The organism is Ruegeria sp. AM7 (genome assembly GCF_056535965.1).
The window spans coordinates 2,909,716-2,935,690 of record NZ_JBQFJE010000003.1 but is presented as its reverse complement, the minus strand read 5'-3'; the positions used below and the strand labels follow the sequence as shown (position 1 = coordinate 2,935,690).

The window sequence follows — 25,975 nt, the reverse complement described above, 5'->3', positions numbered from 1 at the left end:
TGCAGGACTTTAGCGCAAACAATAGCGCGGGTGCCAGAGCGTTCAGACCGGAATATTGTCGATCAGTCGCACGCCATCTGCCCAAGCGGCCACAAACAGCCGGGCGGGGCGGTCGGCATGCGTCAGCGGTTCCAGCGTCTCGGCGCAGCGCAGTTGGATATATTCGACTTGCGTAAAGCCCGCTGCCAGCAGATCGGTCTGTGCGCGCACGGCCAAGGCGTCGAATGCCGCGCCATCTTTCAGCGAGGTGGCCAGTTCGATCATGATCCGGTGCTTGTGGACAGCAACCTCCAACCCCTCGGGCGACAGCCGCAGGTTGCGCGAGGACATCGCCAACCCCGAGGATTCGCGGACCGTGGGGCAGCCAATCACCTCAATCGGGATGTCCAGATCGCGGGCCATACGGCGCACGACCATCAATTGCTGATAGTCTTTTTCGCCGAAATAGGCTCTGTCTGCTTGCGTTTGCAGGAACAGCTTCGCGACGACAGTGGCGACGCCGTCGAAATGTCCGGGGCGGAATTCGCCTTCCATCACGTTGGTCAGGCCAGTGACGGACACGGTGGTGGCGAAGCCCTGCGGGTAGATCTCATCGGGGTCGGGCACATAGATTGCGTCAACGCCAAAGGGGGCCAGTTTCTGCGCATCCTCATGTTCGGTGCGCGGGTAGTTGGCCAAGTCTTCGGGGTTGTTGAACTGCTTGGGGTTCACAAAGATCGTGACAATGACGCGGTCGGCCCCCATCTTGGCGGCCTCAACCAGCGACAGATGCCCCTGGTGCAGCGCGCCCATGGTAGGGACCACGCCGATGACCTCACCCTTGCGGTGCCATTCAGTTGTCAGCGCGCGCAGATCTGAAAGGCGGCGCAGGATGGGGGCTGTCATGTCTTTGGTCCTTTGGACGGAGCCTGATCGGCAAAGACATGTTCATCCGCCGGAAAGCTGCGGGCGCGCACTTCGGCGGCGTATTCGGCAATGGCGGCCTCGGCCAGCGGGCCAAGTTCCGCATAGCGTTTGACGAATTTCGGTTTGAAGGCGGTGAAAAAGCCCACCATGTCGTCGACCACAAGGATTTGCCCGTCACAGCCAGCCGAGGCGCCGATGCCGATGGTCGGGATCGCAACCTCGGCCGTGATGCGGTCGGCCAGACCCTGTGGAACCTTCTCTAACACGACCGAAAACGCGCCTGCGCCTGCGACGGCGTGGGCGTCGGCCAGTACCGCCTCGGCTTGTTCATCCCGGCCCTGTACCTTGTAGCCACCCAGCGTGTTGATCGATTGCGGGGTCAGGCCGATATGAGCCATCACCGGGATGCCGCGCTTGACCAGAAAGCGGATGGTTTCGGCCATTTCGACCCCACCCTCCAGTTTGACGGCCCCCGCGCCGGTTTCAGCCATCAGCCGCGCTGCGTTTCGAAAGGCGTCGGCAGGCGAGTGTTCATAGCTGCCAAAGGGCATGTCGATGACCATCATCGCATTGTTCAGCCCGCGGGCGACGGCTTGACCGTGCATCACCATCATCTCCATCGTCACGCCCAACGTCGAGTCCAGTCCGTGCAGGACCATACCGACGCTGTCGCCGACAAGAACGAAGTCGCAATGGTCGTCCATCAGCCGGGCCATCGGCGTCGTGTAGGCGGTCAGCGAGACCAGAGGCTCGCCCCCTTTGCGCGCCCGAATATCTTCGGCGTTGGGGGCTTTTTTGCGGGCGGTGGCGCTCATGATCGCTCCTCCGGGGTTTATGTTGCAGCGCGGCATAGCAGATTGCGGCACCGCATAGAAACCCCGGTTGCGCGAACATTTCCTTGATTGACTGTAGGTTTATGGGAAGATTGGTCTGACAATAGCCCGAAAAAACACGCGGCTGCATATTTCAGTGGGGAGTGATTTTCATGACAAAGCAGAGATTTCGGTCCTTTGCGTCCGCTTTGGCCGTCGGTGCCAGCTTGTTCGCAGGCGCGGCTTTGGCCAAATCAGATATTACCATCGCGATGCAGCTTGAACCGCCGCATCTGGACCCGACAAGCGCGGCCGCGCAGGCCATCGATTCGGTGGTCTATACCAATATCTTCGAAGGGCTGACCCGTTTCATGGGGGACGGCTCGGTCGTGCCCGGTCTTGCGGAAAGTTGGGAGATCTCGGATGACGGGACGATCTATACGTTCAAGCTGCGCGAAGGTGTCACGTTCCACGATGGATCGACCATGGACGCCGAGGACGTCAAGTTCAGCCTTGATCGTGCCCGCGCCGAAGACAGCGCGAATGCGCAGAAAGCTCTGTTCGCTGGGATCGACAGCGTCGAGGTGGTCGATCCGCTGACCGTCAAGGTCACTTTGTCCGGGCCGAATGGGAATTTCCTGTTCAATATGGCTTGGGGCGACGCAGTGATTGTCGCTCCCGAGAGTATCGACAACATCAAGACCAACCCGGTCGGAACCGGGGCCTATACCTTTGGCGACTGGGTGCAGGGCGATAGTATCACGGTGAATCGCAACCCGAACTATTGGGGCGATCAGCCCAGCCTTGAGACAGCAACGTTCAAGTTCATCTCGGACCCCACCGCAGCCTTTGCCGCAATGATGGCCGAGGATGTGGACGTGTTCGACAACTTCCCGGCGCCCGAGAACCTGCCGCAATTCGAGGCCGACCCCCGTTTTCAAGTGCTGGTCGGTTCGACCGAGGGCGAAACGATCCTGTCCACCAACAATAAGAAAGCACCATTCGACGACATAAGGGTGCGGCAGGCTATGGCCCATGCGATCGACCGTCAGGCAATTATCGACGGCGCGATGTTTGGCTATGGAACCCCCATCGGCACCCATTTCGCGCCGCACAATCCGGCCTATGTCGATCTGACCGGCAATTCGGCCTATGACCCCAAGAAAGCTGCGCAGCTTCTGGCTGATGCTGGTTATGCCGACGGGTTCGAGACCACGCTGCATCTACCGCCCCCCTCATACGCCCGTCGCGGCGGTGAGATCATCGCCGCGCAGTTGGCCGAGGTTGGAATTAAGGCCGAGATCATCAATGTTGAATGGGCGCAATGGTTGGAATCGGTGTTCAAGGGCAAGGATTTCGGCCTGACTATCGTTAGCCACACCGAGCCGATGGATATCGGCATCTATGCGCGGCCCGACTATTACTTCCAATATGACAGCAGCGATTTTCAAGCGGTGATGGAACTTCTGAACGAAACCACCGACCCTGATGAGCGCAAGAAATTGCTGGGCGATGCGCAACGCCTGATCGCCACCGATTTCGTGAATGGCTATCTGTTCCAACTGGCCAAGCTGGGTGTTGCCAAAGCCGGTGTGCAGGGCCTGTGGGAGAACGCGCCCACGGCTGCCATCGATCTGACGCAGATCAGTTGGTCTGAATGACCGGAACTGGGGCCGCATTGCGCGGCCGCAGTTTTTCAAGGGTCGGGGTGAACGGTATCATGACGTCTTTTCGTGTTCTTTTGCTATGCGTGTTAACGCTGTGCGGACTGGCCTCGATGGCTGGTGCGCAAAATGCGCTGAGCACCCGGTTGGACGCTCTGGCCGGCACCCCTGAAAACCCGCTGAATGTGGGCGTCGGGATCAGGATCGACCAGATCACCGGCGTTGATCAAAAAGCGGAAAACTATGGGGCGGTGGCGGTTTTGCGGTTCGAATGGACGGACCCTCTGCTGGCATTTGACGCAGAGCAGACGGGGCGGGACATTCGGGTCTTCAACCCGTCTGACCTGGCGGACCACGCGGCCGAGATTGGCGCCGTCATGCCCGCCTTCGTGATCCACAATCAGCAATCCAACAAATGGATACACGAGGCCGCCGCCTCGGTGCGCAGTGACGGGCGAGTGGTTTATGTCGAAAAATCCTCGCTGACCTTGCAGGCCCCTCATTTTGATTTCCGTAAGTACCCGTTCGACACGCAGGATTTCTATTTCGAGGTCGTTTCGGTCTTTCCCGCGGATTACGTGACGTATTACCCGCTGGAAGACTACTCGGGTCTGGGCGATCTGCTGGGCGAGGAAGAATGGGTTCTGGGCAATGCGCGAATGGTGAAAACCCAGGTTCAGGGTCTGTCGGGGAAAGATAGCGATCAGTTGGCGCTGGCCTTTCAGGGCAGCAGGCATCAAACCTACTACATGATCCGGGTGTTCATGCCCATGCTGGTACTCGTTGCTGTTGGCTGGGCGCTGTTCTTTCTGGACGAATACCGCAAACGGATCGAGATTGCGGGCGGCAACCTGCTGGTCTTCGTCGCTTTCAACTGGGCGATTTCTGCTGATCTGCCCAAGCTGGGCTATCTGACCTTTCTGGATTTCGTTCTGCAATGGATGTTCCTGATGACCGGGGCGCTGATCGTGTTCAATGTCGCCTTGCGCAGACTCAAGGTCGCCGGGCGCGAAGACACGGCGCGAAAGCTGGACAATTACGCGGTTAAGTGGATCTATCCTCTGGGCTATGCCGCGATCGTCGGCTACGCGGTTTCTGCTTATTTGCTGATACCTTAGACGCTGGACCAACGGCTCCTGTGACCCTAACGTGCGATCTATGCTGCGCTACGCTCTCAAACGCCTGATATCGCTGATGATCAGTTTGGCCGTTGCCTCGGTCGTGATCTTCGCGGTGATCGAGGTCGCGCCGGGCGATCCTGCGTCCTTCATGCTGGGCGTAAACGCGCAAGCGGACACACTGGCCGCACTACGGGCCGAGCTGGGCTTGGATGGCTCAAAGCTCGAGCGCTACTTCAACTGGGTCGGCGGAATGCTGGTGGGTGATTTCGGTACTTCTTATACCTATCGCACGCCGGTCTCCCAAATGATCGCCGACCGTATGTGGGTGTCCCTGCCGCTGGCGCTGTATGCGCTGACCCTGTCGACACTGATCGCGTTTCCCGCCGGGATTTATGCTGCTGCGCGTCGGGGCAAGCCCGGCGATCTGACGGTGATGGGGGCGACGCAGCTGGGCATCGCGGTACCTAATTTCTGGTTTGCCATGATGCTGGTGCTGATCTTTGCCATCAACCTGCGCTGGTTCAACGCCGGAGGGTTCGCAGGTTGGGATCAGGGGCTTTGGACCGGGCTGCACTCGCTGACGCTGCCCGCCATCGCGCTGGCCTTGCCACAAGCCGCGATTCTGGCGCGGGTCATGCGCTCATCCCTACTGGATATTCTGGGCGAGGATTTCATGCGCACCGCCCGCGCCAAGGGTCTGTCGCGCCGTCAGGCCCTGTGGCGGCACGGGGTCCGCAATGCGCTGATCCCGGTGCTGACCATCATCGGCTTGCAGTTTTCATTCCTGCTGGCCGGGTCGATCATTATCGAACAGGTCTTTTACCTGCCCGGCCTTGGGCGTTTGGTGTTTCAGGCGATCTCAGCCCGTGACCTGATCGTGGTGGAATCGGTGGTCATGTTGCTGGTTTTCGCCGTCATCACCGTGAATTTCCTGGTCGATCTGGCTTATGCTGCCGTCGATCCCCGCCTCAGGAGCCGGACATGAGCCGCAACCTGATCCTTGGCGCCCTGCTGTCCTCGCTGGTTCTGCTGGCGGCTTTGGTGTCCTTTGTCTGGACACCTTACGACCACGCCGCGTTGGACATTCCCGGCAAGCTAAAGACGCCAAGCGCACAGAACTGGTTTGGCACGGATCATTTCGGCCGCGACATGTTTTCGATGATCATGGTGGGCGCTCGTACGTCGATTGCGGTTGCTCTGGTTGCCGTGGGGATCGGTATGGCGCTGGGCGTGCCCCTTGGCCTGACAGCGGCGGCGCACAAGGGGTCGTGGCTGGATGAGGTGATCATGCGCGGCAATGATCTGGTCTTTGCCTTCCCATCGCTGGTCATAGCGATCCTGATCACAGCCGTATTCGGTGCCGGGGCCATAAACGCCATCATCGCCATCGGCATCTTCAACATCCCTGTCTTCGCCCGCATCACCCGTGGCGCGGCGCTTTCCCTGTGGGAGCGTGAGTTCATCCTCGCCGCCCGTGTCGCGGGCAAGGGTGCTGCGCGGATATCAGCGGAACATATCCTGCCCAATGTCGCCAATCTGCTGATCGTACAGGGTACCATTCAGTTCAGTCTTGGGATTCTAGCCGAGGCGGGCCTGTCTTACGTAGGACTTGGTGCGCAACCGCCCATGCCCAGCTGGGGCCGAATGCTGGCCGATGCGCAGACTATGGTCAGTTTTGCCCCACATTTGGCTCTGATTCCAGGGCTGGCGATCATTGTCACGGTGCTGGGCTTGAACCTGCTGGGCGATGGGCTGCGCGATTGGCTGGACCCCCGGATCAGGGTGGCGCGCGCATGAGTTTGCTTGAGGTCGAAAACCTGTCGCTGTCCATCCACGGGGCGCCGATCCTGAAGCAGGTCAGCCTGTCCATTGATCCCGGCCAGATCGTTGCCGTGACAGGGGAAAGCGGCTCGGGCAAGTCGATGACCGCTTTGGCCGTGATGCAGCTGCTGCCCAACGGGGCGCAGACGCAGGGCGAGATCCGGCTGGAAGGGCGGGACGTGCTGACCACTCCCGAAGCCGAGATGTGTGCCCTGCGCGGGGCCGCAATCGGGATGGTGTTTCAGGAGCCGATGACAGCCCTGAACCCGGTGAAGACCATCGGCGATCAAGTCATGGAAACGATCCTGATCCATAAGGCCATGCCTGCCACGCAGGCTCTGGACCGGGCGAAGGAAGTGTTGCGCCGCGTGGGCCTTCCCCCAGACCGCTTTCCCCTGTCTCGCTATCCGCATGAGCTGTCAGGCGGACAACGCCAGCGCGTTGTCATTGCCATGGCTATCGCGCTGCGGCCGAAACTGCTGATCGCGGATGAGCCGACAACCGCGCTGGACGTGACCACCCAGGCGCAAATCCTTGATCTGCTGAAGGGGTTGGTTCGCGAATATGGCATGGGTCTGCTGATGATCACCCATGATCTGGCCGTGGTCGCTGACATGGCAGACCAGATCGTCGTGATGCGGCACGGTGAGGTCGTGGAAGCCGGCCCCACCGACGATCTGCTGCACAACATGCAGCACCCTTACACCCGTATGCTGTTTGAGGCCTCGGATCATCAGGTGGCCTTGCCTGACACAGCGGGGGATCGCCCGTTGCTAGAGGTCACTCAGATTGTTCGCGAATACCGCTTGCCGCGCAAGGGTTTGTTCGACAAGCCGGGCCACCACCGCGCGGTGAACCAGGTCAGCTTTACGCTCAATCGTGGTGAACGGCTGGGTTTAGTAGGTGAGTCTGGATGTGGGAAATCGACCCTAACGCGGGCTATTCTGGGCTTGGAAGAGGTGCAAGCGGGGGAAATCCGTTTGGATGGTGCACTCGTTTTCACCGGCCATAAACCAAACCCTGCGGTGCGCCGTAGAATGCAGGTGGTGTTTCAGGACCCCTATGGCAGCTTCAACCCCCGCCACAAAGTCGCGCGTTTGATCACCGAACCGTTTCATTTGCTGGACACGCCGCCCACAGGGACCGAGCGGCAGGACCGGATCGCAGAAATGCTGACCGCCGTGGGCCTCAGTCCCGATGATGCGGGGAAATACATCCACGAATTTTCGGGCGGGCAGCGTCAGCGTATCGCCATTGCCCGTGCCTTGATCATCCGCCCCGAATTGATCCTGTTTGATGAGGCGGTCTCGGCCCTTGATGTCTCGGTCCGGGCGCAAATCCTTGACCTGCTGGCCGAACTGTGCGCCGCTTACGACCTGACCTATCTGTTCATCAGCCACGACCTGAGCGTGGTGCGCACGATCACTGATCGGGTGATGGTCATGCAGGCGGGCAAGATCGTGGAACAAGGCGAGACCGAGCAGGTCTTTGCCAATCCGCAGCACGCCTATACCCGTACCCTGATCGACGCTGCGCCGGTGCTGCCTGATATCGGGGCGCTCGTTGGCTGAAATGTATGATTAGAGCCTGAATGGAGAGAAACATGCCCAATCCTCTTTGGTTCAACCCCGCACTGTGTTTGATCGGTGGAGAGTGGATCGCGCCCTCTGCTGGAGTCGACCTGCCTTTGATCAACCCCTCGGACGGCACGGAAATCTGTCACATCGCTCGGGGGGATGCGTCTGATGTCGACGCGGCGGTCGCAGCCGCGCAAGCGGCACTGGATGGGGATTGGGGCCGAAAAACCGCACTGGAACGCGGGCGCATCCTGACTCGTTTAGGTCAGTTGGTACTCGAATGCGTGGACGATCTGGCCGCGTTGGAGGCGATGGATGTGGGCAAACCGCTGACCCAAGCGCGCGCAGATGCGGTGGCCTTGGCGCGGTATTGCGAATTCTACGGCGGCGCGGCGGATAAGGTTATGGGCGAGACGATTCCCTATCTGGACGGCTACACCGTTTATACGCTGCGCGAACCCCATGGGGTAACGGGCCATATTGTGCCGTGGAACTACCCGATGCAGATCATCGGGCGTTCGGTCGGGGCGGCACTGGCGATGGGCAATGCCTGCGTCCTGAAACCGGCGGAAGAGGCTTGCCTGACCGCGCTGGCCTTAGCTCATCTGGCCCAACAAGCGGGTTTGCCAGCTGGTGCGTTAAACGTGGTGCCGGGTTTAGGGGCCGAAGCCGGAGCGGCACTGTCGGCGCATCCGGGCGTCCACCATATCTCGTTTACAGGATCGGTCGCGACAGGGGCCTTGGTGCAGCAGGCGGCGGGGCGCAATGTTGTACCAGTAACGTTGGAATTGGGCGGAAAATCCCCGCAACTGGTGTTTGATGATGCCGATCTGGACGCGGCCCTTCCGTTTCTGGTGAATGCGGGTATTCAGAACGCGGGGCAAACCTGTTCGGCCTCGTCCCGCATTCTGGTGCAGCGTGGGGTTTATAGCCAAGTCAAGGCGCGCATGGTTGCGGCCTATGCTGATCTGACCGTTGGACCTGCGGTGCAGGATTTGCGGGTGGGGCCGTTGATCTCGGCCCGCCAAAAAGAGATTGTTGAGGGGTTTCTGGCCAAGGGCACGGACCTGAATATCGCCGGACAAGGGCAGATCGTGCAGGATGCTCCGGCTCAAGGTGCTTATGTGCGGCCAACCCTGTTCGCCGATGTGCCGCCTGATCATACGTTGGCGCAGGATGAGATTTTCGGCCCGGTGCAGGTGCTGATCCCTTTCGACACCGAGGACGAAGCCGCCCAGATCGCCAACAGCACCGACTATGGGCTTGTCGCCAGCATCTGGACCCGCGACGGCGCGCGGCAGATGCGACTGGCGAAACGGCTGAATGCGGGGCAAGTCTTCGTCAATAACTACGGGGCAGGCGGCGGGGTAGAGCTGCCCTTTGGCGGCGTCGGCAAATCCGGTCATGGCCGAGAAAAGGGTTTCGAGGCGCTATACGGCTTTTCACAACTTAAAACCGTGGCGAATTACCATGGTTAGGGTCTAAACGATGACCTCGATCGCTTTTTGCGCGCCAACGCCGAAGACGCGTTTGTAGCGTTCGATCTCGTCCGGCGGTCCCATCGCCTTTTCAGGGTTGTCCGACAATTTCACCGTCGGACGGCCATTGGCCGAGACTGCTTTGCACACCAGCGAAAACGGTGCCAGCGCGTCATGCGGGACCAGCCCGCGGAAATCGTTGGTCAGCAATGTACCCCAGCCAAAGGACACTTTTGTCCGTCCGGCGAATTGGCCATGCAGCTCTCGGATCTTGTCCACATCCAGCCCATCCGAGAAGATCACGCGTTTTTCACGCGGGTCCTCGCCGCGTGATTTCCACCAGTTGATCGCGGTTTCCGCCCCCGTTGCCGGGTCCCCACTATCGACACGGATGCCAGTCCAGCCTGCAAGCCAGTCGGGCGCACTGTCCAGAAAGCCCTGTGTTCCATAGGTGTCCGGCAAGATGATGCGCAAGTTGCCGTCATGTTCTTCATGCCAGTCGCTGAGAACATCATAGGGTGCTTGCGCCAGTTCCGCGTCCGTATCGGCCAGCGCGGAGTAGACCATGGGCAGTTCGTGCGCGTTGGTGCCGATGGCTTCAACCTCGCGCCGCATGGCGATCAGGCAGTTCGAGGTGCCGGAAAATGCAGACCCTAATCCTTCGATCATGGCTTGTACGCACCAGTCCTGCCACAGGAACGAATGACGCCGCCGGGTGCCGAAATCTGCAATGCCCAGTCCATCAATGTCGCGCAATTGTTCAATCTTTTCCCAAACGCGGGTCATTGCGCGGGCATAGAGCACCTGCAGCTCGAACCGGCGCATGTCGTTCAGCACGGCGCGCGAGCGTAGCTCCATCAGTACGGCAAGCGCGGGAATTTCCCACAACATGACCTCGTGCCATTTGCCCTCGAACGTCAGTTCGTACTGATCGCCCTTACGTTCCAGATGATAGGGGGGCAGGCGCAGATTCTCGAACCACTCCATGAAATCGGACCGGAACATCTGTCGTTTGCCGTAGAACATATTGCCCCGCAGCCACGTGCTTTCGCCGCGGCTGAGGCTGAGTGAGCGGATATGATCCAGCTGTTCGCGCAGTTCTCCCTCGTCGATGAGCTTGGCCAAAGGTATGTGATTCGACCGATTAATCAGCGAAAACACAACATCCGTTTGGGGCCGATTTCGAAACACTGACTGGCACATCAGCAGTTTGTAGAAATCTGTGTCGATTAAAGACCGTACAATCGGGTCAATCTGCCATTTATGATTGTACACACGTGCCGCAATATCGACCATGAGGAACTCCTGCGATTTCCGTTGTTAGATCAATCGGTGTGTGGAATGGCAAGAGTCGCTGGTTTGGTGACAATGACAATGTCAGGTCACAAAGCGAGCATATTGTGTGTTCTTTTCACCGGTTAGTGAGAAGAGAGGTCGAAGGACGAGGTTAAGTTGGTGAATGGTTCTCGAGTACGATTTTGACATTGTTGTCGTCGATCCGGGGGAAGGGGATCCAGATTCGGGCCCGGATGGTTTTTCGAAGAAACCAGTGCTGCGTGCGATGTTTCGCGACGTAAAGACAGCTGACGCCTTGCGGGCGACCTCGCCGAAGATTCGCAAGATTTTTCAGGATGCGGGTTTTGGACTGGATGCGACCGGCAGCGACCTGATGCACGGGCTGTATCGGCCCCGGGACGAGGCCGAACGGGATCGCGTTCTGCGCGCCTTGTTTGCCAATATTCGCAATTTGGGCGTGCAAGGCGAATATTGTGGCGAGTTCGACTTCCGCAAATTCCTTCGGGACATTAAAAACGCCCGTCCTCGCAATGGTCAGCGCCGTACAGTTGCGGACTGGACGCCAAATCCTCGGTACAAATCCCCTGCATCGCCCGAACGCCGTACCTTGCCGGGACGGATCGGCGTGGCACTGGGGCTGGCTGTAATTCTGTTTGTTATTGTCAAATACCTGGCCGAGCGTGGCGCGACCCCTTAGGACAGCGTTACACCGGCGTCACGCATTGCGGCTTCAGCCGTCGACAGTGAACCATCCAGATCAATAGCGCGGCAAACGTCCAACCGAACTGTGACCTCGAATCCCAGCCGGGCTGCGTCCACGGCCGAGAAGTGTACACAGAAGTCTGTTGCCAACCCTACCATCGTCAGTTTTCGTATGCCGCGCGTGTTCAGGTATCCTTCCAACCCCGTTGGGGTGGTCTTGTCGTTTTCGAAAAAGGCAGAATAGCTATCGATGGTTGGGCGGAACCCCTTTCGGATGATCAGGTCCGCATCTGTGCGCAGATTGGGGTGAAACATGGCACCGTGCGTATCTTGCACGCAATGATCGGGCCATAGAACCTGCGGGCCATAGGGCATTTCGGTCATGTCATAGGGGTTTTTCCCCGCGTGAGAGCTGGCGAAAGACGAATGCCCGGCCGGGTGCCAGTCCTGCGTCAGGATCACGGCGTCGAAGTCGTCCATCATCGCGTTGATAGGCGCCACGATCTGGTCGCCTTCGGGCACGGCCAGCGCGCCGCCGGGGCAGAAATCGTTCTGGACGTCGAGTACGATCAGGGCATGGGTCATCGCGATCTCCTTTTTTGATATCGGTAAGGGTGCAGGCAGGGGGCGTCAATCCGGTCCCTTGCGACTCTGCGCGCGTGAGGCTAGACCGCGCGCATGTACACCATCGCTGCCCTCTATCACTTCACCCGTTTCGCTGATCACGCCGCCTTGCGCGAACCCTTGCTGGACATGTGCCGTGCACAATCGGTCAAAGGTACGCTGCTGCTTGCGCAAGAGGGGATCAACGGCACCATCGCTGGCCCCCGCGCCGGGATTGACGCCGTACTGGCCCATATCAAGGCACTGCCGGGTTGTGCCGATCTGGAGTGGAAAGAGGCCACCGCCGATCATCCGCCCTTTGGCAAGATGAAGGTGCGGCTGAAGAAAGAGATCGTGACCATGGGCCAGCCGGATGTCGATCCGCGTGCCCGCGTCGGCAATTACGTCGAGCCTGAGGAGTGGAACGACCTGATCCGCTCGGACGATGTGGTGGTGATCGACACGCGCAACGACTACGAAGTGGCGATTGGTACGTTTGAGGGCGCAATAGACCCTGAAACAGCCAGTTTCCGCGAATTCCCTGCGTGGTGGGAGGAAAACAAGGACCGCTTCCACAACAAGCGCGTGGCCATGTTCTGCACCGGCGGTATCCGGTGCGAGAAATCCACCAACTTCCTGCTGGGGCAGGGGGTCGAGGATGTCTATCACCTCAAGGGTGGTATCCTCCGCTATCTCGAAGAAATGCCCGCCGAGGACAGCACCTGGCAAGGTGAGTGCTTTGTGTTCGACAACCGCGTTTCTGTGGGGCATGGGCTGGTCGAGGGGCCTCATAACCTGTGCCACGGCTGCCGCCGCCCGATCCGGCCCGAGGATATGAAACGGCCCGAATATGAGCACGGCGTTGCGTGCCACCAATGCGTAGATGAGACCTCGGAAGCGGACAAAATGCGCTTCCGCGAGCGGCAAAAGCAGATAGGTCTAGCACGTTCGCGCGGGCAGGAACATCTGGGAGCAGATTAAGCCAATTCCGGTTGCAGGCCCCGGTGCAAACCGGGATGATCACACGCAGACCCTGTGACCGGAGGCCCAATGTCGCGCGCACCCACCACTCTGGAGGAATGGAAATCGACCCTGCTGGCGGCGGGTGGCATGGTTGTGGCCAGTTTCGTGGCGTGGTTCGGCCTATCACGCCTGAGCGAGGCCACCGCAGGCGATACGATCGGTACCCTCGCCTCGGTCGGTTTGCTGTTGTGGATCGTGTCGCAGTCCTGGTTCTACATGACCCAAGTGAAATCGCCGCGTCGTGTGCTGTTCTTGATGGGCGTTTCCTTTATTCAGGTCGTCCCCTTCCTGTTCGCCGCCGTCTATGGTGCGTTCGGCTATAAAGACAACTGCGTGGTCGGTGCCAGCGGACCGGGGGACATCCTGTATTTCTCATACGTCACCTTCACCACCGTTGGATATGGTGACATGGCCCCGACCGGCCTGTGCCGCGCGTTGGCCGTGTCCGAAGCGGTGACAGGCTACATCCTGCTGGGCCTCTTCGTCGCCGCTGCCGTGGCACTTTATGCCCGAAACCATTCGGATTAGAGCCTATTTGTTGGTGTCAATCCACCGAGACATCATGTGCTTGTCGCGGAAACACTCAGACGGTATCGGCCTGCGTTTGGAACGCGAGATCCGTTCAGCAAAAGCGACCTGTTTGCCAGTGGGGTAATTGGCAAATGGCGACGGGTCATCCTGTTTATGCGCCGAAATCCACTGTGACATGGCCCTGCGGTCGCGTTGTGCCTCGACCGGGATTTCAAGCGCCGATTGCTGGGCAATCGCGCGCGCATAGCGCATCTGCCGGTCTGTGACGGGCAGCATGTGATAATCGTTGCTGGGTGCGTCGTACCAGCTTTGACGGGCAGCGTTGGCCATAGCTCGAATACCTCCGTTCCACCTCAGGCATAATGATGGAACAAATATAGAACATTTTAGGAACTTTTTCAAGATTTCCGCTGATCCACACGGTTTTCACCGCGTTTCAAACCAGCCTGTCCCGTCGCGTTTCGACCAATTCGGCACGTATTTTCGTGCTTCCTAATTTAATCAAAGAATCAGTGCGTCTCATTTCAAGACACAGATGCTCACGACATCGCGCGTTTGGTGCCACCGGGCGATGATCCGCCGACGCGGCGTTTGCTTCCGGCGTTTTGATCGTCATTACCGACATTTTGCGTCGGGAACAGAGCATCAGTAGCCCCTGACCTGTGGCTGACTTTCGTGCAAGCTCTGTAGGAGGTGCGCCAATGAAAACCCATGCTCAGGCCGTTGTCATCGGAGGGGGGCTGGTCGGCTGCTCGATCCTGTATCACCTCGCCAAGCTGGGCTGGACCGATGTGATCTTGCTGGAACGCGATGAGCTGACCAGCGGATCGACCTGGCACGCGGCGGCCAATATCCACGGGCTGCACGACAACAACAACATCACCCGTATCCAGCACTATACGATGAACCTGTATAAACAGCTGGAGGCTGAAACCGGGCAGGGCTGTGGCGTGTTTCAATCCGGCTCGCTTTATTTGGCGCAGACCGAGGATCGTGAACACCAACTGCGCCTGCAAGAAGCCAAGGCGCGTTTCTACGGTCTTAACTTCCACGAGATCAGCCGCGAACAGGCCATGGAACTGCACCCTCTGGCGCAATTCGATGATATCCGCTGTATCATGTTCGAACCCGATGGCGGCAATGTTGACCCCTCGGGCGTGACCCATGCCTATGCGGCCGGAGCACGTGCAATGGGTGCCAGTATTGAGCGATTTTGCCCTGTGTTAGGCACTGAACAGCAACCAGACGGATCGTGGATCGTTCGTACCGCAAAGGGCGATATCCATACGCAGTGGGTGGTGAATGCCGGCGGGCTGTGGGGGCGTGAGGTGGCCGCATTGGCGGGTATTGAACTGCCCCTGCAACCAACCGAACATCAGTATTTCGTCACCGAAGCGATTGATGAAGTCGCCGCGTTGGGCCGCCGCTTGCCGTCCATCGCCGACCGGGATGGCGAGTACTATTTCCGGCAAGAAGGCAACGGTTTGCTGATCGGTGCCTATGAAAAAGACATGCGGTTTTGGGCCGAAAACGGCACGCCGCTTGATTTCGCCCACGATCTGTTCCCCGACGATTTGGATCGCATCATGGAGAACGTCATCCGCGCAACCGACCGTGTACCAGTGGCCGCGACCGCCGGTGTGAAGCGGGTGATCAACGGCCCGATGATCTGGTCGCCGGACAGCAATGCGATCTGGGGACCGGTGCCCGAGCTGCAGAACTATTTCTGTTGCACCGGCATCATCCCCGGATTTTCGCAATCGGGCGGACTTGGCCTTTTGTCGGCGCAATGGATGATCGAGGGCGAGCCGCAATACGACATGTTTGCCTGGGATCTGGCGCGGTTCGGCGACTGGGCCGACAAGGCCTTCACAAAGGCGCGGGTGCAGGACGTTTATACGCACCGCTTCGCCATTCACTTCCCGAACGAAGAACGCAGCGCCGGACGTCCCGCGCGCCTGCGCCCGGCTTATCAGATGCAAAAGGAGATGGGTTGCGTCTTTGGTCTGAACTGTGGGTGGGAACACCCCCTCTGGTTCGCCGATCAGCCTGGTGTGGTCGAGACTACCGGCTTCACCCGCCAGAATTGGTGGGAACCGGTTGGCCGTGAAGTCCAGATGCTGCGGGACAATGTGGGTGTGATCGACATCTCGAACTTCGCCAACTACGTGATCAAGGGGTTGGGGGCGCACGATTGGCTGGATCGTCTTGTCGCTAACCGGGTACCGACCGAGGTTGGACGCTCTTGCCTGACGCCTCTGATCTCGGTGCGTGGTGGCGTGGCGGGCGACTTTACCATTACCAAGGTGGCCGACGATGAATACATGATGATCGGTTCAGGCATGGCCGAGCGGTACCATCAGCGGTTCTTCAACATGGTTGATCTGCCAGAAGGCACCAGTTTCGAGGTTGCCACAAACCGCATCGCTGGCTTCAACGTTGCCGGCCCCAGATCGCGCGATCTGTTGCAACGGCTGACGAATGCAGACCTGTCTAACGAGGGGTCCCGTTTCTTGCGGTCTCGTCAAATCGAGGTGGCGGGCGTTCAGTGTTTAGCCATTCGTGTCAGCTTTACCGGGGATTTCGGATGGGAGTTGCACTGTGCCGAAGAGGATCAAGTTAGGCTCTATACTGCGCTTTTAGACGCTGCAAACGATCTTGGCGGAGGCCCTGTTGGTGGTCGCGCGCTGGGGTCTTTGCGCATCGAAAAGGGGTATGGGTCGTGGGGTCGCGAATATTCACAGGAATATTGGCCGCACGAGGTCGGCCTTTCAGGATTGATCAAATTGGATAAGGACTTCCTGAACAAAAACGCCTATCTGGAGATCAAGGACACTCCGCCCCGAGAAGTACTGTCGATCTTTGAGATTGATGCCAAGACAGCCGATGCGTCCGGGGGAGAGCCCATTTTCACGCCGGACGGGCGCCCGGTCGGGCGCGTCACATCGGGTGCTTATGGGTATTCCGTCGGCAAGTCGCTCGCCATTGGATATGTGAACCCCGACGCTGCGCAACCCGGCGACAAGGTCGAGGTATTCATTCTGGGCACTCCACACAGCGCAACTGTCTTGGCAGAGCCTCCGTTCGATCCGTCCGGGCTTCGCTTGCGCGGCCTCCATCAACCCGCAGCAGAGCCCGCCGAATGACCAATGCTTTCACCCGTGTTGCTGAGTTTACCTTGGACCGGCCAGCGGCAGATATGCCAGAGTCAGCCAAGGAAGCGGCTGCGCTGATGATGCTGGATACGATGGGTATCCTAATCGCGTCCGCCCAGATGGAGGCTGGTGTGATCGCGCGGGATACCGCAGCACTGCTCTATGCCAGTTCCGATCCTGGTTTCAGCGCGCGCATGATGTTTGACGGGCGGACCGTAAGCCTGGCCGGCGCGGCCTATGCTGCGGCAACGCAGATTGACAATCTGGACGGCCATGACGGCTATAACCCTACCAAAGGGCATATCGGCGTGGTGGTTTTACCGGCTCTTGTCGCTCTGGCTGAACATTGCCCGGACCTGACCGGCCCCGAAGCACTGGCAGCCGTCGTCACCGGGTACGAGGTTGCCGGGCGTGCCGGTATGTCACTGCACGCATCTGTCAGTGATTATCACACATCGGGCGCTTGGAATGCGTTGGGCGTCGTGGCCATGGCATCTAGGTTGCGCCGTCATTCTCGCGAACAGATGCGACATGCCATGGGTGTTGCCGAATATCACGGCCCGCGCAGTCAAATGATGCGCGAAATTGCGAACCCTACCATGTTGCATGATGGCTCGGGCTGGGGCGCATTGGTCGGGCTCTCTGCCGCCGTTCTGGCCGAACGCGGTTTTACTGGCGCTCCAGCGATCACGGTCGAGGCCGAGCCGGCCGCGCAGTACTGGGCTGACCTGGGCCAGTTTTGGCAAGTCGAGCATCAATACGTGAAGCCTTACCCTATCTGCAGATGGGCCCACGCTGCCATTGACGGAGTGCGAATGCTGATGCTGAACAATGCACTATCGGCGGATCAGATCAAAACGGTGCAAATCAACAGCTTTCATGAAGCCGCCCGTTTATTCTCAGGAATGCCCGACACGACGTCTCAAGCACAATACTCGCTGCCTTTTGCGGTTGCCGTTCAGGCGATTTACGGGCGAATCGGCGTCGAACATATTTCGGGCGCGGGTCTGTGCGATCCAAAAGTTGCCGCCTTCATCACCCGTATTCAGGTATCCGAGGATCAACGTCATTCCCTACGGTTTCCAGAAGGACGTTGGGCGGATGTGCGTATTACCACAACTGACGGCCGTGTCTTTGCGTCGGGCGACGTTCACGCGCGAGGCGGGCCCGAAGATCCGTTCAGCCGCGCAGATGTGATCGCAAAGTTCAAGGACTTTGCCATGCCTGCGATCGGTGTCGAGCGCACAGACGCCATCGCCGCGGCTATTTTGGGCTGGACAGGTGAGTCTTCACGATTTTCCGATCTAAGCCCGCAGCTTTTTGCACCTGCTTATAGAAAAGCACAGTAAATTTCAGAGATTCAAAGGGTTAGTCTTTCAACGTTTCAAGAAGCGTCGAGATATTTTCCCTTGTATCCGCACTGTCCTGCAAAAGGCCCTCTGCATCTGCCAAGGGTTTTCCGGGGTGTCGTTCAGGCGAACTGGTGAGAGTCTGCGTCAAGTCGTTGACCGTTCCATATTTGGCTTCAAGCTCTTTGGTGATTGCGTCGGATTGACCAGCGAGCCAGAATAACCTGTTGGCTTCATCATGGTCGTTAGCATCGCCCAAAAGTTGTCCCGCTTGTACAAAATCCCCGATGTCCTGCAAGGCCCGCGTCTTAAGAGCCAACGCGTCTTGGGATATGTCTCCCTCCAACTCCAGCAAAGCTTGATGTGGACGTCCCTGCAGTAACGATGAATGCGCCCTAAGCCTTGCTCGTTTGGACCTAAAAGACGTGTCCTGAGGCCGGTTCGCTAGCGCAAATGCCCGGCTGGCGAACCCAAGTTCCACCAACCGCTCTGCGACAGAGACAGCGGTTTCCGTGGTCAAAACCTTCGAGATATTGCTGGATAAGCCGATTGTATGGCGCAGAAATGTTATGTCCTCGGACCGCTCAACCAGAATTTGCACAACGCGGTTAACGGCTCCCTCGTGGTCTTGCCCATCGGGTATTTGCAGTGCGGTATCCATCGCCTGATCGAAATCATTGCTTAGGCTTAGTGCAACCGCATGCGCACGCTGTAACATTGGATGCATCTCGGACTCGCGATACTCTATCTCAAAGGCCGCAGCCAAACCCAGTTCCTTGGGCGAAACCGCACCGCGTTCAGACCAACGTTTTTCAATAAGGCGCGCCAACGAAAGGGGCGCTTCGGAACCCGAATCTCCCGCTTCGATTGCTTCTTTCAGACGGAGCTCTGTTTCTTGGCCGTCGCCTTCCGCCTTAGCTATGGTTGCTTTGGCTTTGGACGTATCGGCGCTGCTGGTGTTCTCAACCCGATCAACGGATCGAAGCACCCGTCTTGCGGCTTCCAATTGGCCGCCTTCCACCATAATTTCCGACAGTCTGGGACCAAGTTGCTTGCGCAAATGATCAGGTAGACGAGCAAATGCATGTTCGATTGACCTCAGTTGCGCATTTTTTGCTAGTACGCCTTCCGACAATACAGACCAAAAGGCTGCGTCACTGTCGCATCGCTGTTGCTCCTGAAACGGGTTCGGCTCATCCACCAAGCGTTCGTCAAGAATCTGGGCGATTGTTGCAATCATTTGCCGCTCGCTTTCGTCAGGCGTCGCAAGGTCCAACATGGCGAGCGCCTCAACGCCAAACCCGTGATAGGCATAGAGCCTTGCAAGCCCTAACGCGCGTGCGCGATCGACGCGGTCAAATTCATGAAACAGAGCGGCGCGGGCGCTTGCCACTTGTTTCGAGAACGGTCGCAGGTCAGACCAGGTGTCAAACCCAATCTCGGCATTGGTAATGCAGGACGGCTGACGTTCAAGTTCAATGAGATCTGGGCCAAGCAGATCGTTCAATTCGTCAAGAATTGAGGTGACGTTGATATTCGCCTCCAGATCTGAAGGCAGAAGAGGCGCGTTTTGGAATCCGGTTGATCTTGGGCCAGCAGGAGTAAGGTTCAGATCGACGATAGAACGATCTGCACCTTGCAGCAGTTTTGTGGATAGCTGGTTTTCAAATTGCCGCGCGTTCAAATTAAGCAAAGGAGGCGCCACCACCTCGGTTTTCCGGACTGTCTCAAGCGGGTTTTCCTGCACAGCCGCTTTGGGGAGCAAAGGCGGTGGGATATCTTCGCTGAGCGGTGGAATGTAGGCAGCGGGCGCAATATCCACCACGACCATCGTGTCTTTGTAAAGAAATGAGGACGCCACACAGTCGCAACCAAATTGCAACTCTAGCGCATCCCCCGGTTTCTTTTGTGATAATGCCGAAAGGCGGTTTTGCGTTAAACGGCGGAACACAGACCCAGTTTCGAAAGTCACGTCATCGAGTGCCACGTTAAGGCGGGCACCATTTTTCGTTTGAGCCAGATTCCAGCCGGTATCAGGCGGGATCTGTACAACTAATCGGGTATAACCGTTATGTTCACCCGTCCGGACGGTCAATTCCTCGGCGGAAACGGCGTGAGCCGCCCCAAGCAAGATGGCCGCTATGCCCCAGGACTTTTTCATGCGGCTGCCTGCTTAAGCTCTTTCAGCGCCTTTTCAAGGTCCGAGAAGCCGGGGCGGTTATGCGTCGGTGTATTCTGTCGGCCAACCTCGATACACATCGCGGCATTATGGTTGTGTAAATTGGCGACCAGTACTTCTTTGATCAACTGGTAGAAATGGTTGTCCTCTTCAACCACGGCCTTCAGCTTGCCAGCGAAGGGTCCGACCAGACCATAAGCCAGAAAAACCCCTAGAAACGTACCGACCAGAGCACCACCGATCAACTTACCCAATACCTCGGGTGGTTGGTCAATCGAGCCCATTGTCTTGATAACCCCCAGAACGGCAGCAACGATACCCAACGCGGGCAAGCCATCAGCCACCGTTTGCAAAGCATGGCTGGAATGCATGGCGTGATGGAAATTCGCCTCCATCCGCTTTTCCAGAACTTCCTCGACCTGATGCGGATCGTCGTAATTCATCGACGCGGATCGCATTGTGTCACAAATCAGGTCAACGGCTTCCTTATCCGATTGGATCTTGGGATAGGCGGAAAAAAGAGACGAGTTTTGAGGGTCTTCAATGTGCTGTTCGACCTCGACCGGGTTCGCCTTGGCAATACGGATCATCGAAAACAGAAGACAAAGCAGATCGCGATAGTCTTCGGGTTTCCACTTGGGACCTTTGAAAACCTTGCCCATATCCTTGATGGTGTGTTTCACGGCGCTCATGTCATTGCTGATCAAAAAGGCGCCCACGGCCGCGCCTCCGATCATCATCATCTCGAATGGCAATGACTTAAGGATGATCGTCATTTTGCCGCCCGCAGCCAAATAGCCGCCGAACACCATGGCGAAAATGACGACGATTCCGATTATTCCGATCATGTGTGCTCTCCGACGAAGTCAAATGCGGGATTAAAGGACATAAAGTTTATTCCTGAGGGGCGGCAGCATTTCGCCCCGCCATGATGACGCTGATTGTATAGGCCGCCTCGGGGCTGAGCCCGGCGAGGACGCCGGCAGCTGCGTCCGGCGGCATGCGGGACAAAAAACCAGCTGCGAAACCCGGATCCATTGTCTCAAACAAGGCTGCGGCGTCTTTCGGTTTCATGCTTTGGTACACATCGGTCAACCGCGTCAGATCGGTCTCTGCTGCTTTTTGGGCATAGGATAACGTTTCCCGAAGGCTCTTTTCGGCGTCCTGTAACGTAACAAGGCGCGCCTCGATCGCCTGATCAGCGATATCGAGGGCTCTTTCCTTTTCCAAAATCGCCGCCTCACGCTCTTTCAATGCTTGTTCGCGGCGCAACAAAGCAGTCAGCAATTCTCGGGTTTTGGGATGGTCGTCCATTATCGGTTTCGCGGCAGTGACCGACGGCTCCGCGGCCTTGGCCAAGGCAGGTCCGGCTTCAAGCCCAACGCGGATTGCTGCAGACCCGACCATCAACAACGAGATCACTGTAAGAACGCCGCCTTTGGGCCGGTTGGAAGCCTTGCGAGTCATGCCGTTCCCTCACCGATTTTGCGCGTATGTCGCATAAACATGAGACCCATCGCGCGTTTGGGCTCGGGCTTTTCTGTCAGCTCGGTCGTGGATTTGGGTTCTGTTGGAACCTCGTCCTTCGGTAAAAAGGCCGTTTCGGTCGCCCCTGCTGTGTCTGTTTCTTCTACCTCGTCTTTTTCTGGAATGACGTCGTGCATCGACGCCATCATCAACTCTAGCTGCTGGGCCACAGATTCCGCTCTGAGAGTTAGCGACTTGAGTTCATCACCAGCCTGATCTGACGTCGCACGGGCCGAATCCAGTGATTTCTTAAGTTCTTCTGCCTGCGAAGACAAAACGGCCACTGCTCCGCCAACGCCTTTTTCAAGATCCGTGAAACGCCTGAGGCGGCGCGATAGAACAAAACAATACAGGCCTGCACCAAGAGCGCCGGCAACCAGAAAAATATCTGCGATCAATTCCAATTTCGCCTCCTAGTTCAGTACGAATTCCATCACGAGAACATCGCGCACGCGGTCTTCTCCGACGACGATCCCGATTCGACGCAGCAGATGGCCGCGTATGCGCATCAGCGCCAGGGAATCTTCCAGATCCCCAACTTGAACGGCACGCAAATATCCATTCAGGACGTCCATGATTCGCGGCTTCATTTTTTCAACGTCGCTCAGGTGTTCTGGATTCACCTCAAGCTGCGCATGAAACTTCAGGTGCCGCGAATCGCCCGACTTGATCGAAACGATGACCGGCGGCAGATCGACAAAAACCACGTCGGGCAGGGCCTTGAGAGGTTTTTCCGTACCTTCTTTCATAGGTGCTTCAGCGGTTGGTTTCGGGCCAAAGGGTAACATTCCCGACGTGGTCAGGTAGTATCCGCCAGCTGCCCCGGCCACGGCTAGAATCGCACTGATAATCAAACCACTTTTCCCTGATTTTTCAGTCTCTTCTGCCTGTTCTGCAGTCGCGTCGGTCATGACGTCCTCATTCATCCGTTCCGCAACTGTCATAACCCGTCAGGGACTAACCGATTGTTAAGGGCAATCGTTCAAACAAGGGATGTGCCGGGCAGAATGCCGGCGAGTCGGAGGTGAGCGTGCAGCAGATCGGAACTGTCTGGGCAAGTTTGGACAGGCGTAAACAAATCATCGTTGCCGGTGCAGTCGTGCTGGTGTTTCTTGGGGTACTAACGATGTCGCGACTGGTAGGCGCGCCGTCGATGACCTTGCTTTATGCCGGGCTGGAAAGTGGCGCAGCTGGCGATATCGTACGGTCGCTGGACCAGCGTGGCGTGCCGTATGAGATTCGCGGCGGCTCGATCTATGTACCGGGTTCGCAGCGTGACGAGCTGCGTATGACCCTAGCCAGTGAAGGGCTGCCTGCGAACGGAAACAGGGGATATGAGCTGCTGGATTCGCTGAGCGGCTTTGGCACGACGTCCCAGATGTTCGACGCTGCGTATTGGCGCGCGAAAGAGGGGGAGCTGGCACGTACCATTGTCGGTGGCCCGCACATCAGCCAGGCACGGGTTCATATCGCGAACGGATCCTCGAATCCGTTCCAGCGCAGCGTTGCTCCGACGGCATCGGTCTATCTGGTATCCTCAGGGGCCGACATTACTTCGGATCAGGCAAAGGCAATCCGCTTTCTTGTGTCGTCCGCTGTCAGTGGCTTGGCGCCGGAAAACGTCGCGGTGATCGACTCGAATGGTGCGGTCATTGGTGCGCAAGACAATCCTGTGGCGGGCGATACGGTCGACGACAAAGCCCAACAGCTGCGCGAGCGTGTTCTGCGCCTTGTTGAAGCCCGCGTCGGGACCGGAAACGCCGTGGTCGAAGTCAGCGTGGACACCGTTACCAAAACCGAATCGATCCGTGAGCGTCGATTTGACCCTAATGGGCGTGTCGCAATCAGTACCGATGTCGAAGAACGATCGGATAGTGCCCGTAACCAATCTGCTGATGTGACCGTTGCATCGAACTTGCCGGACGGGGACGGGGCCGGTGGCGATGAATCGAATTCGAACGCAACCCAAACGCGCGAGCGGGTGAATTATGAGGTTTCGGAAACCGAGCTGGAGGTCCACAACGCGCCAGGAGCCATCAAACGTTTGACGGTTGCCGTTCTGGTAAACGGTACGACATCGTCAGACGCAAATGGCGTCGAGAGCTTTGTGCCCATGCCGGAAGTCGAGATGGACGCACTGAAAGAGCTTGTCGCTTCGGCTGTTGGCTTCGATGCCGAGCGTGGTGATGTCATTACACTGAAGTCCATGAATTTGCCCGTGGTTGAACCGCAGGGAACCGTGGCTTCGTCCTCGCTTTGGGGGAGTATCCATCTTGATGCGATGTCGTTGATCCAGATGGCCATTCTGGCAGCGGTTTCGCTGATCCTTGCCCTGTTTGTCATTCGACCCATTCTGATGAAACCGGCCGCCGCGCCTGCCTTGTTGCCGGCAGGTGCCGCGACAGAACCCGAAGCATATCTGACCGGTGAGATCGCGACCGATGAAGCTGGCCAATACCAGTCGCTGCCTGGACAAGCTCCGGCAGGTGATGTCCCGACCCTCGCCAGCGCGCCCGGCGCCGATCCTGTGGACCGGTTGCGAACGATGATCGGCGACAAGCAGGAAGAGACCGTGGAAATCCTGCGCAGCTGGCTTGAAGAAGGTGAGGAGCGTGCTTGATGTCGATAGCCCATCTTCTTGAAGATTTCACTCTGCAAGCCGGTGGAGGACAGCTCCACCTGTTGGATGAAGACGCGCTTGAAGAACAGCGGTTGGCCTCATTCGAACAAGGCTACAGCGCAGGTTGGGAAGACGCTCTGCAAGCGCAAGAGCAAGGCCGTAAGCAAGTCTCAGCCGAGCTGGCCAAGTCGTTGGAGGATATGTCCTTCACCTACCATGAAGCCGTGACGCGTATGACTTTGTCGTTGGAGCCCATGTTCAACAGCCTTGTGAATGCGGTTCTGCCCGACACGCTAGATCGCGGGTTCGCCGCGCGGTTGGTCGAACAGCTCAGCGAGATGGCACAGGAACAGATCGGACAACCGATGCAAGTGTTTGTTCCTAAGGGGCGCGCGGTTGGGGTTCAGAAGATGATCCCATCCAGCCTGTCAACGGCGGTGAAGGTGATCGAAGATCCCTCGCTCGAAGCCGGACAGGCAAGGCTGCAGGTCGGCGTGGCCCAGCGTGAAGTTGATACTGATGGGCTGCTGGCATCGGTCGCCGGGGCGTTCGACGCGTATGTATTTGAGGCAAAAGAGGCAATGAGCAATGAGTGATCCCCAAACCCCAAAACCAGAGAAAGCCAATCCGTTCGAGTCGGTTCCGATCGAAGTCACCGTATCCGTGGGGCGCGCCCGACCTTTGATCCGCGACCTGTTGAACATGGGTGAGAATGCGGTGCTGACGCTGGATAAACGTATCGAGGACCCGGTCGACCTCTATGTCGGCGACCAGCTTGTTGCACGGGGTCTTCTGGAAGAGTCGGAAGGGGATCAGCCGGGCCAACTGGCCGTACGCCTGACCGAGATTGCTGACCTGCAGAACGGGATCGGCTGATGCGCGTATTGCCGTGGCTTATCGTTGCGCTGATAGGGATGACTCCGTCCTTTGCCATGGCGCAGGAGCTATCTTTGTCGCTGGAGGATGGGGGCTCGATCTCGGCCCGGACAGTCCAGTTGATCCTGTTGATCACCGTTCTCAGCCTGGCACCCGGATTGGCGATCATGATCACCTGTTTCCCGTTTCTGATCACGGTACTGGCAATTCTGCGGCAAGGGATCGGGTTGCAACAATCGCCCCCCAACATGCTGATCGTCAGCCTGGCTTTGTTTCTGACCTATTTCATAATGGAGCCCGTCTTTACCGAAGCCTGGACCACTGGCATCCGCCCCATGGTCAATGAAACGATGGAGGTTGAGCCCGCTTTGGAACGGGCGTTGCAGCCATTTCGCGCCTTCATGGCCGCAAGGCTGGACCCCGATACATTTCACGCAATGGCTGCGCTTCGACCAGAAGGCAATACAGTCGATGTGTCACCGGATGCTCCGTTGTCGATCCTGATGCCATCTTTCATGTTGTCCGAGATCGCGCGCGCTTTTCAGATCGGCTTCCTCATCTTTCTGCCGTTCCTGATCATCGACCTTGTCGTTGCGGCGGTGTTGATGTCGATGGGTATGATGATGGTACCGCCGGCCACGGTCTCACTTCCGTTCAAGCTGGCGTTTTTTGTAATTGCGGACGGATGGTCTTTGATCGCAAGCGCCTTGGTCCGAAGTTACATGGCCTGACAGA

General features: G+C 58.0%; 25 protein-coding genes. 15 read left to right on the top strand and 10 right to left on the bottom strand.

The features are described 5' to 3' along the window. Positions 1-42: 42 nt before the first annotated feature. Both panC and panB read right to left on the bottom strand, forming a co-directional pair. The gene (gene panC, locus ACR3EG_RS18675; RefSeq protein WP_480497059.1) at positions 43-885 is read right to left on the bottom strand and encodes a pantoate--beta-alanine ligase; all 843 of its coding nucleotides are present in this window, start codon (positions 883-885) and stop codon (positions 43-45) included. Next, entirely contained in the window at positions 882-1,721 is an 840-nt protein-coding gene (gene panB / locus ACR3EG_RS18670; protein ID WP_480497060.1) for a 3-methyl-2-oxobutanoate hydroxymethyltransferase, read from the bottom strand. The genes panC and panB overlap by 4 nt, the downstream gene beginning before the upstream one ends. Positions 1,722-1,891: 170 nt before the next feature. On the opposite strand from panB, the gene ACR3EG_RS18665 reads away from it, so the two are divergent. From ACR3EG_RS18665 to ACR3EG_RS18640, 6 genes are read left to right on the top strand one after another with little or no spacing between them, the layout of a single operon-like run. Next, positions 1,892-3,379 carry an ABC transporter substrate-binding protein gene (locus tag ACR3EG_RS18665; protein ID WP_480497061.1) on the top strand — a complete coding sequence of 496 codons (1,488 nt, stop codon included), beginning with the start codon at positions 1,892-1,894 and terminating at the stop codon, positions 3,377-3,379. Further along, on the top strand, positions 3,376-4,500 hold the full coding sequence (locus ACR3EG_RS18660) for a ligand-gated ion channel (protein WP_480947475.1): 1,125 nt from the start codon (positions 3,376-3,378) through the stop codon (positions 4,498-4,500). Before ACR3EG_RS18665 ends, ACR3EG_RS18660 begins: the two co-directional genes overlap by 4 nt. A 40-nt stretch (positions 4,501-4,540) precedes the next feature. Further along, positions 4,541-5,488 (top strand): ABC transporter permease, encoded by a 948-nt coding sequence (locus ACR3EG_RS18655; RefSeq protein WP_480497062.1) that lies wholly within the window; start codon positions 4,541-4,543, stop codon positions 5,486-5,488. Then, the gene (locus tag ACR3EG_RS18650) at positions 5,485-6,300 is read left to right on the top strand and encodes an ABC transporter permease (RefSeq protein WP_480497063.1); all 816 of its coding nucleotides are present in this window, start codon (positions 5,485-5,487) and stop codon (positions 6,298-6,300) included. Before ACR3EG_RS18655 ends, ACR3EG_RS18650 begins: the two co-directional genes overlap by 4 nt. Continuing rightward, on the top strand, positions 6,297-7,895 hold the full coding sequence (locus ACR3EG_RS18645; protein ID WP_480497064.1) for an ABC transporter ATP-binding protein: 1,599 nt from the start codon (positions 6,297-6,299) through the stop codon (positions 7,893-7,895). Before ACR3EG_RS18650 ends, ACR3EG_RS18645 begins: the two co-directional genes overlap by 4 nt. Before the next feature lie 32 nt (positions 7,896-7,927). Beyond that, positions 7,928-9,379, top strand: a complete 1,452-nt coding sequence (locus ACR3EG_RS18640) for an aldehyde dehydrogenase family protein (protein ID WP_480497065.1) — start codon at positions 7,928-7,930, stop codon at positions 9,377-9,379. A 3-nt stretch (positions 9,380-9,382) separates the two neighbouring features. On the opposite strand, the gene pncB is transcribed toward ACR3EG_RS18640, so the two are convergent. After that, positions 9,383-10,675 carry a nicotinate phosphoribosyltransferase gene (pncB, locus tag ACR3EG_RS18635; RefSeq protein WP_480497066.1) on the bottom strand — a complete coding sequence of 431 codons (1,293 nt, stop codon included), beginning with the start codon at positions 10,673-10,675 and terminating at the stop codon, positions 9,383-9,385. Between the two features lie 163 nt (positions 10,676-10,838). Between pncB and ACR3EG_RS18630 the strand changes: the two genes are divergently transcribed. Continuing rightward, positions 10,839-11,372, top strand: a complete 534-nt coding sequence (locus tag ACR3EG_RS18630; protein ID WP_480497067.1) for a hypothetical protein — start codon at positions 10,839-10,841, stop codon at positions 11,370-11,372. Here ACR3EG_RS18630 and pncA read toward each other — a convergent pair. Beyond that, positions 11,369-11,962 (bottom strand): bifunctional nicotinamidase/pyrazinamidase, encoded by a 594-nt coding sequence (gene pncA / locus ACR3EG_RS18625; protein WP_480497068.1) that lies wholly within the window; start codon positions 11,960-11,962, stop codon positions 11,369-11,371. The genes ACR3EG_RS18630 and pncA overlap by 4 nt on opposite strands. Before the next feature lie 93 nt (positions 11,963-12,055). On the opposite strand from pncA, the gene trhO reads away from it, so the two are divergent. Next, a complete protein-coding gene (gene trhO, locus ACR3EG_RS18620) occupies positions 12,056-12,961 on the top strand; it encodes an oxygen-dependent tRNA uridine(34) hydroxylase TrhO (RefSeq protein WP_480497069.1) in 906 nt (301 codons plus the stop codon). A gap of 69 nt (positions 12,962-13,030) precedes the next feature. Then, on the top strand, positions 13,031-13,531 hold the full coding sequence (locus ACR3EG_RS18615) for a potassium channel family protein (RefSeq protein WP_480497070.1): 501 nt from the start codon (positions 13,031-13,033) through the stop codon (positions 13,529-13,531). A 3-nt stretch (positions 13,532-13,534) separates the two neighbouring features. Here the strand turns inward: ACR3EG_RS18615 and ACR3EG_RS18610 are convergent, their stop codons facing one another. Next, positions 13,535-13,864, bottom strand: coding sequence for a hypothetical protein (locus ACR3EG_RS18610; RefSeq protein ID WP_170755199.1), 330 nt, complete (start codon positions 13,862-13,864; stop codon positions 13,535-13,537). Between the two features lie 371 nt (positions 13,865-14,235). On the opposite strand from ACR3EG_RS18610, the gene ACR3EG_RS18605 reads away from it, so the two are divergent. Then, on the top strand, positions 14,236-16,680 hold the full coding sequence (locus tag ACR3EG_RS18605) for a GcvT family protein (protein ID WP_480497071.1): 2,445 nt from the start codon (positions 14,236-14,238) through the stop codon (positions 16,678-16,680). Next, on the top strand, positions 16,677-18,038 hold the full coding sequence (locus ACR3EG_RS18600; protein ID WP_480497072.1) for an MmgE/PrpD family protein: 1,362 nt from the start codon (positions 16,677-16,679) through the stop codon (positions 18,036-18,038). The genes ACR3EG_RS18605 and ACR3EG_RS18600 overlap by 4 nt, the downstream gene beginning before the upstream one ends. A gap of 19 nt (positions 18,039-18,057) precedes the next feature. Here ACR3EG_RS18600 and ACR3EG_RS18595 read toward each other — a convergent pair whose 3' ends face one another. From ACR3EG_RS18595 to ACR3EG_RS18575, 5 genes are read right to left on the bottom strand one after another with little or no spacing between them, the layout of a single operon-like run. Further along, positions 18,058-20,199, bottom strand: a complete 2,142-nt coding sequence (locus ACR3EG_RS18595; RefSeq protein ID WP_480497073.1) for a hypothetical protein — start codon at positions 20,197-20,199, stop codon at positions 18,058-18,060. Next, positions 20,196-21,065 carry a flagellar motor stator protein MotA gene (gene motA / locus ACR3EG_RS18590; RefSeq protein WP_480497074.1) on the bottom strand — a complete coding sequence of 290 codons (870 nt, stop codon included), beginning with the start codon at positions 21,063-21,065 and terminating at the stop codon, positions 20,196-20,198. The genes ACR3EG_RS18595 and motA overlap by 4 nt, the downstream gene beginning before the upstream one ends. A gap of 46 nt (positions 21,066-21,111) precedes the next feature. Beyond that, positions 21,112-21,684, bottom strand: a complete 573-nt coding sequence (locus ACR3EG_RS18585) for a MotE family protein (RefSeq protein WP_480497075.1) — start codon at positions 21,682-21,684, stop codon at positions 21,112-21,114. Beyond that, positions 21,681-22,148 carry a hypothetical protein gene (locus ACR3EG_RS18580; RefSeq protein ID WP_480497076.1) on the bottom strand — a complete coding sequence of 156 codons (468 nt, stop codon included), beginning with the start codon at positions 22,146-22,148 and terminating at the stop codon, positions 21,681-21,683. The genes ACR3EG_RS18585 and ACR3EG_RS18580 overlap by 4 nt, the downstream gene beginning before the upstream one ends. Positions 22,149-22,157: 9 nt before the next feature. Then, a complete protein-coding gene (locus ACR3EG_RS18575) occupies positions 22,158-22,655 on the bottom strand; it encodes a flagellar basal body-associated FliL family protein (RefSeq protein ID WP_480497077.1) in 498 nt (165 codons plus the stop codon). Positions 22,656-22,774: 119 nt separating this feature from the next. Between ACR3EG_RS18575 and fliF the strand changes: the two genes are divergently transcribed. From fliF to fliP, 4 genes are read left to right on the top strand one after another with little or no spacing between them, the layout of a single operon-like run. Then, complete coding sequence (fliF, locus tag ACR3EG_RS18570) at positions 22,775-24,364, top strand: flagellar basal-body MS-ring/collar protein FliF (protein ID WP_480497078.1); 1,590 nt, start codon at positions 22,775-22,777, stop codon at positions 24,362-24,364. Next, positions 24,364-24,960, top strand: a complete 597-nt coding sequence (locus tag ACR3EG_RS18565; protein WP_480497079.1) for a FliH/SctL family protein — start codon at positions 24,364-24,366, stop codon at positions 24,958-24,960. The genes fliF and ACR3EG_RS18565 overlap by 1 nt, the downstream gene beginning before the upstream one ends. Further along, positions 24,953-25,240 carry a FliM/FliN family flagellar motor switch protein gene (locus ACR3EG_RS18560; protein ID WP_480497080.1) on the top strand — a complete coding sequence of 96 codons (288 nt, stop codon included), beginning with the start codon at positions 24,953-24,955 and terminating at the stop codon, positions 25,238-25,240. Before ACR3EG_RS18565 ends, ACR3EG_RS18560 begins: the two co-directional genes overlap by 8 nt. After that, positions 25,240-25,971 carry a flagellar type III secretion system pore protein FliP gene (fliP, locus tag ACR3EG_RS18555; protein WP_480497081.1) on the top strand — a complete coding sequence of 244 codons (732 nt, stop codon included), beginning with the start codon at positions 25,240-25,242 and terminating at the stop codon, positions 25,969-25,971. Before ACR3EG_RS18560 ends, fliP begins: the two co-directional genes overlap by 1 nt. The last annotated feature ends 4 nt before the right edge of the window (positions 25,972-25,975 follow it).

What these genes read in the sequence shown, in the direction of transcription:
- ACR3EG_RS18600 (WP_480497072.1), top strand. Translation starts at nt 16,677, where the DNA reads ATGACCAATGCTTTCACCCGTGTTGCTGAGTTTACCTTGGACCGGCCA.
- fliP (WP_480497081.1), top strand. Translation starts at nt 25,240, where the DNA reads ATGCGCGTATTGCCGTGGCTTATCGTTGCGCTGATAGGGATGACTCCG.
- ACR3EG_RS18650 (WP_480497063.1), top strand. Translation starts at nt 5,485, where the DNA reads ATGAGCCGCAACCTGATCCTTGGCGCCCTGCTGTCCTCGCTGGTTCTG.
- trhO (WP_480497069.1), top strand. Translation starts at nt 12,056, where the DNA reads ATGTACACCATCGCTGCCCTCTATCACTTCACCCGTTTCGCTGATCAC.
- ACR3EG_RS18655 (WP_480497062.1), top strand. Translation starts at nt 4,541, where the DNA reads ATGCTGCGCTACGCTCTCAAACGCCTGATATCGCTGATGATCAGTTTG.
- panB (WP_480497060.1), bottom strand. Translation starts at nt 1,721, where the DNA reads ATGAGCGCCACCGCCCGCAAAAAAGCCCCCAACGCCGAAGATATTCGG.
- pncA (WP_480497068.1), bottom strand. Translation starts at nt 11,962, where the DNA reads ATGACCCATGCCCTGATCGTACTCGACGTCCAGAACGATTTCTGCCCC.
- ACR3EG_RS18605 (WP_480497071.1), top strand. Translation starts at nt 14,236, where the DNA reads ATGAAAACCCATGCTCAGGCCGTTGTCATCGGAGGGGGGCTGGTCGGC.
- ACR3EG_RS18610 (WP_170755199.1), bottom strand. Translation starts at nt 13,864, where the DNA reads ATGGCCAACGCTGCCCGTCAAAGCTGGTACGACGCACCCAGCAACGAT.
- ACR3EG_RS18595 (WP_480497073.1), bottom strand. Translation starts at nt 20,199, where the DNA reads ATGAAAAAGTCCTGGGGCATAGCGGCCATCTTGCTTGGGGCGGCTCAC.
- ACR3EG_RS18630 (WP_480497067.1), top strand. Translation starts at nt 10,839, where the DNA reads ATGGTTCTCGAGTACGATTTTGACATTGTTGTCGTCGATCCGGGGGAA.
- ACR3EG_RS18645 (WP_480497064.1), top strand. Translation starts at nt 6,297, where the DNA reads ATGAGTTTGCTTGAGGTCGAAAACCTGTCGCTGTCCATCCACGGGGCG.
- ACR3EG_RS18575 (WP_480497077.1), bottom strand. Translation starts at nt 22,655, where the DNA reads ATGACCGACGCGACTGCAGAACAGGCAGAAGAGACTGAAAAATCAGGG.
- panC (WP_480497059.1), bottom strand. Translation starts at nt 885, where the DNA reads ATGACAGCCCCCATCCTGCGCCGCCTTTCAGATCTGCGCGCGCTGACA.
- ACR3EG_RS18660 (WP_480947475.1), top strand. Translation starts at nt 3,376, where the DNA reads ATGACCGGAACTGGGGCCGCATTGCGCGGCCGCAGTTTTTCAAGGGTC.
- motA (WP_480497074.1), bottom strand. Translation starts at nt 21,065, where the DNA reads ATGATCGGAATAATCGGAATCGTCGTCATTTTCGCCATGGTGTTCGGC.
- ACR3EG_RS18615 (WP_480497070.1), top strand. Translation starts at nt 13,031, where the DNA reads ATGTCGCGCGCACCCACCACTCTGGAGGAATGGAAATCGACCCTGCTG.
- ACR3EG_RS18665 (WP_480497061.1), top strand. Translation starts at nt 1,892, where the DNA reads ATGACAAAGCAGAGATTTCGGTCCTTTGCGTCCGCTTTGGCCGTCGGT.
- ACR3EG_RS18565 (WP_480497079.1), top strand. Translation starts at nt 24,364, where the DNA reads ATGTCGATAGCCCATCTTCTTGAAGATTTCACTCTGCAAGCCGGTGGA.
- pncB (WP_480497066.1), bottom strand. Translation starts at nt 10,675, where the DNA reads ATGGTCGATATTGCGGCACGTGTGTACAATCATAAATGGCAGATTGAC.
- ACR3EG_RS18560 (WP_480497080.1), top strand. Translation starts at nt 24,953, where the DNA reads ATGAGTGATCCCCAAACCCCAAAACCAGAGAAAGCCAATCCGTTCGAG.
- ACR3EG_RS18585 (WP_480497075.1), bottom strand. Translation starts at nt 21,684, where the DNA reads ATGACTCGCAAGGCTTCCAACCGGCCCAAAGGCGGCGTTCTTACAGTG.
- ACR3EG_RS18640 (WP_480497065.1), top strand. Translation starts at nt 7,928, where the DNA reads ATGCCCAATCCTCTTTGGTTCAACCCCGCACTGTGTTTGATCGGTGGA.